Genomic DNA, 4,233 nt, shown 5'->3' on the forward strand with positions numbered 1-4,233 from the left:
AAGAGCCCGCCCCCAATCGAGGGACTCCGCCACTCCCGGTGGTTTCAGCAAATCCATTTCGCGGAGCCGATGCACCGCTTCAGCGATTTGCCGAGTCACGCACCTGGGCGCGGCCTGCCGGACGCTGGCGTCGAAGTGCGTCGCCGGGATCACGGCGAACGTCGACGTCCTGCGCGCGTACGTGGAGAACTCGATCGGGCTGGTGACGGCGCTCAACCCGAGCATCGGCTACGCGGCCGCGACGGAAATCGCGAAGGAGGCCCTGGCCACCGGGCGCGGGGTCGCCGAGCTCGTCGTCGAGAAGGGCCTGATCCCGGCCGAGGAGCTGGCGAAACTGCTGCGTCCGGAAACCCTCGCCCGCGCGAACTGAGGTACGGTCGGATCCGGAAGGATCTACTCCACTTCGGAAGGCGGGCACCCGTGCTGGACCGACTTGTCGACAAGTTGCTCGGGCTCCCCCGCGCCGAAGGACCGAAGCCGGTCGTGACGCGCGACCTCGCCGTGCCGATGCCCGACGGCGTCACGCTGCTCGCCGACCGGTACGCCCCGGCCGGGACGACGTCGGCGCCGGTGGTGCTGATCCGCACGCCGTACGGGCGCAAGGGCCTGGCGTCGAAGCTCTTCGGCGAGACGTTCGCCCGGCACGGGCTGCAGACGGTCGTCCAGAGCACCCGCGGCTCGTTCGGCTCCGGCGGCGAGTTCCGGCCCTTCCACCTCGAACGCGAGGACGGCATCGCCACCGCCGAGTGGCTGCGCGCGCAGCCGTGGTGCGACGGCACCCTCGGCATGGCCGGCGCCAGCTACCTCGGGCACACGCAGTGGGCGATCGGGCCGTACCTCGACCCGCCGCTGGCCGCGATGTGCCTCGGCGTGACGGCGTCGGAGTTCGTCTCGACGTTCTACCCGGGCGGTGTGCTCGCGGCGGACAACATGGTCTCCTGGTCGGCGATGATCGGCCGCCAGGAGGAACGCTTCGCGGCGCTGCCGAACCCGCTGCAGAAGCGGAAGACCCGTAAGGCGATGTCGTTCCTGCCGCTGAGCCGCGCCGACGTCGCCGCGATCGGCAAGCCGGTGCAGTTCCTCCAGGACGTCACCGAGCACTTCGTCCCCGACGACGGCTACTGGGCGATGTCCGACCACAGCGCCGAGGTGGCGAAGCTGGACGTCCCGGTGTCGATGGTCACCGGCTGGTACGACCTGTTCATCGGCTCGCAGCTGCGCGACTTCCGGACCCTCGCCGACGCGGGCAAGGCGCCGCGGATCACGATCGGGCCGTGGGCGCACGGCGAGCCCGCGAGCATGGGCCCGATGCTGCGGGACCAGCTCGGCTTCCTGCGCGCGCACCTGCTCGGCGACCGGACGTACCTGCAGCGCTCGCCGGTCCGGTTGTTCCTGCAGGGCGCCGGGACGTGGCTGGACTTCGAGTCGTGGCCGCCGCCGTCGAAGGCGACCGAGGCGCACCTGCGGCCGATCGGCGGCCTCGGCGAGAGCTTCGGCGAGCCGGCGTTGCCGACGGCGTTCACCTACGACCCGGCCGACCCCACGCCCGCGGTCGGCGGCCCGCTGCTGACGGGCGAGTGGAAGCAGCGCGACAACCAGCAGGTCGAGGCCCGGCCGGACGTGCTGGTGTTCACCGGCGAGCCACTGCCGTCGGACCTCGACGTCATCGGCGAGGTGTCGGCGACCGTGCACGTCCGCACCGAGCTCGGCCACGCCGACGTCTACGTCCGGCTTTGCGACGTCGACGCCGGCGGGGTTTCGCGCAACGTGACCGACGGGATCCTGCGCCTGCGCCCGGGCGTCCCGGCCGCGGACGCGGACGGCGTGGTGACGGCGGAGGTGACGCTCGACCCGACGGCGTACCGCTTCCGCCGCGGCCACCGCCTGCGCGTCCAGGTGGCGGGCGGCGCGTTCCCGCGGTTCGCGCGCAACCACGGGACGGACGAGCCGGTGACGTCGGCGGTGGCGGGGAAGCCGAACCGCTTCGAGGTGTTCCACGACGCGGCCCGGCCGTCCCGGCTCACGCTGCCGGTGTTCAGCAGCTGACGAGGCGCACCCACGGCCGGCGCAGCAGCGGCCAGGCGGCGAAGAAGAGCGCGGCGGCCGTCCAGACCGGCCAGCCCGCGGCCGCCCAGAGCCCGACCGCGCGGAGAGTGCCGGATTCGCCGATCGGCAGCCAGGCGGCGTGCGCAGCGAGCAGCAGCCAGCCCAGCTGGACCAGCCAGCCCAGCGGGTAGCACGCGATCGCGGCGAAGGCGGTGGCGCGCGGGCCCGCGCGCAGCAGCCGGCGGCGCAGGGCCATGGGCGGGTGAGTGAGCCTGGCAAGCACGCGGCCGCGGTGCGTGGCACCCAGCCGCATTGCCGGTCCGGCCGCGGCGACGTGGTCGGCGGCGAACTCGGCGCTCCACGAACCGGCGACGGGCAGCGTGATGGCGGCGAGCAGCAGCCCGAGCGCGTTGAGCAGCATCAGGCCCAGCCCGGTGAGGAGCTGCCCGGTGGAGGGCACGGCGCGAGCGAGGACGTCGGCGAACCACACCGCCCCGACCGGCACCACGGCGGCCCAGGCGAACAGGGCGAACCAGTGCCGGACGAGGAAGGCGAGCGGGCTGGTGGCGCCGGCGAGGTAGGTGTCGCCCTGCCGGCAGTGGGCGAGTTCGTGCCGCACGACGGCTTCGGCGGCGGCGCGGTCCCGCCGCCAGAGCACGACGAGCGGGGCGAAGACGGCGAGCCGCGGCCGCCGGGGACGGCGGAGGTAGGCGAAGGCGAGCAGGTCGGTGCGCCGCGGGTTGGCCCGGACTTCGACACCGGGCAGCTGGGCCCGCGCGTAGCCGGCGATGGCGGCGAGGCTCGGGGTGCGGAGGTCGTCGCTCAGCCCGTACCGGCGCTCGACGAGCCGCCCGCGCACCCCGGCACCCGCCACGGTGACGACGGCGGCGAGCAACACGACAGCGGGCATGAGATCGACCAGCCCGGCCACGCGCAGGACGTCGCTGCCGGGGACGGTGGTGGCGGGGTTCGGGGTGACGCCGAGGAGGTCGAACAGGCTGTCCCGCCAGGTCGGGAGCTGCCGGGGCACGGTCCAGCACAGGGCGGTGAGGAACCAGAAGAGCAGCCAGGGCGGCGCCGGCGACCGGGGTGGGGTGAGGGTTTGCCGGAGTGGCGTGGATACGCCCTGCCGAGCGTCGCCGCCGGTCATCGGCTCGGGTTCTCCGGTGGGGCCGCGGCCAGGTAGGCCCGGGTGCCCGCGCCGTCCTTGATCAGGGCCCGGACGATGCGGAACGTCAGGACCTCGCTGTCGGTCTCCGGCACCCCCGCCGCCTTCAGCTCGGCGCTGATCGCGTCGATCAGGTGGTTCAGCTCGGGCAGCCCCGGCGCCTGCGGTTCCGCGGCCGGGACCTGCTTCGCGCGGCGGCGGTCCCACAGGTCGCCGAGGTTCTTCAGCAGCGTCGAGACGCTGCTCGCGCTGCCGCCCAGCGCCGTCCAGATCGCGTGGCCCGCCAGCGTCACCGTCGCCAGCACGTGCGGGAACAGCACGATCGGCGCGGTCACGTCGAAGCCGCCCGGTGCCGCGTTCGTGCGCGCGAACAGCTCCCGCCGGGCCGCGCCGCCCGCCAGGTACGCCGCCGTCACCGCCGGAACCAGTTCCGCCTCGTCCGGTGCCACCTCCGCCGCCAGCCGTACCGCCCAGCCGATGACCTCGTCGCTCACCCGTCCCGCCCCTCTATGCGAACGCTTCGTGGAACTCCACCTCGTACGGGCCGGGCACGAACGGCCCGCCGAGCCCCAGCTCGACCACCACCGTCGCGCCGGGGTCGACCGCCGATCGTGCCTGGCCGAACAGCTCCGCCACCTTCGCGCCGCCGGCGAAGAGGGTCAGCCGGAACAATCCCGTCCGCGGCCGGTCCGCCCGGTTCGTCACCGTGATCTCGCCGGTGAAGAACCCGGTGCCGTCGTCACCCAGCCGAGCGCCGCTCAGGTCCCACTGCCGGTCGCTCCCCCGCGCCGCGACGTCCACCGCGGACGGCGGCGGCGGGACCTCGGGCACCGGCGCGGCCGGCCGGCTCAGGAAGAGGACGAATCCGAGCAGCAGCGAGCCCGCGACCACCGCGAGCGCGTGCACTCCCGCGCGACGGACAACGCCCGGCACCTGACGAGTGTTACCGCTGCCCTCCCCGCGCGGGAGGTCCGTCATGGTTGAACATCAAACAACAGGATCGAGGCGGAAGCGTCGGT

At 73.9% G+C, this 4,233-nt stretch carries 4 protein-coding genes and 1 pseudogene; 2 read left to right on the forward strand and 3 right to left on the reverse strand.

Annotated features, from left to right (window positions below; all coding sequences use genetic code 11):
* Together ACWDN5_RS46260 and ACWDN5_RS46265 are read left to right on the forward strand one after the other, a co-directional pair.
* Window positions 1-370: pseudogene (locus tag ACWDN5_RS46260) on the forward strand (hypothetical protein); the annotation flags it as partial.
* Between the two features lie 50 nt (window positions 371-420).
* Window positions 421-2,046 carry a CocE/NonD family hydrolase gene (locus ACWDN5_RS46265; protein WP_310974227.1) on the forward strand — a complete coding sequence of 542 codons (1,626 nt, stop codon included), beginning with the start codon at window positions 421-423 and terminating at the stop codon, window positions 2,044-2,046.
* On the opposite strand, the gene ACWDN5_RS46270 is transcribed toward ACWDN5_RS46265, so the two are convergent.
* Genes ACWDN5_RS46270 through ACWDN5_RS46280 form a run of 3 tightly spaced genes read right to left on the reverse strand, consistent with a single transcriptional unit; the run spans window position 2,036 to window position 4,147 of the window.
* On the reverse strand, window positions 2,036-3,196 hold the full coding sequence (locus ACWDN5_RS46270; RefSeq protein WP_449680736.1) for a hypothetical protein: 1,161 nt from the start codon (window positions 3,194-3,196) through the stop codon (window positions 2,036-2,038). The two genes, ACWDN5_RS46265 and ACWDN5_RS46270, sit on opposite strands and share 11 nt — an antisense overlap.
* Window positions 3,193-3,708 (reverse strand): hypothetical protein, encoded by a 516-nt coding sequence (locus tag ACWDN5_RS46275; protein WP_449680737.1) that lies wholly within the window; start codon window positions 3,706-3,708, stop codon window positions 3,193-3,195. The genes ACWDN5_RS46270 and ACWDN5_RS46275 overlap by 4 nt, the downstream gene beginning before the upstream one ends.
* A 13-nt stretch (window positions 3,709-3,721) precedes the next feature.
* Window positions 3,722-4,147 (reverse strand): hypothetical protein, encoded by a 426-nt coding sequence (locus ACWDN5_RS46280; protein ID WP_449680738.1) that lies wholly within the window; start codon window positions 4,145-4,147, stop codon window positions 3,722-3,724.
* Between the last annotated feature and the right edge of the window lie 86 nt (window positions 4,148-4,233).

Source organism: Amycolatopsis sp. NPDC003731 (assembly GCF_053586895.1).

Excerpts from the sequence above, each read along its gene's own strand:
- ACWDN5_RS46270 (WP_449680736.1), bottom strand. The coding sequence starts at position 3,196 with ATGACCGGCGGCGACGCTCGGCAGGGCGTATCCACGCCACTCCGGCAA.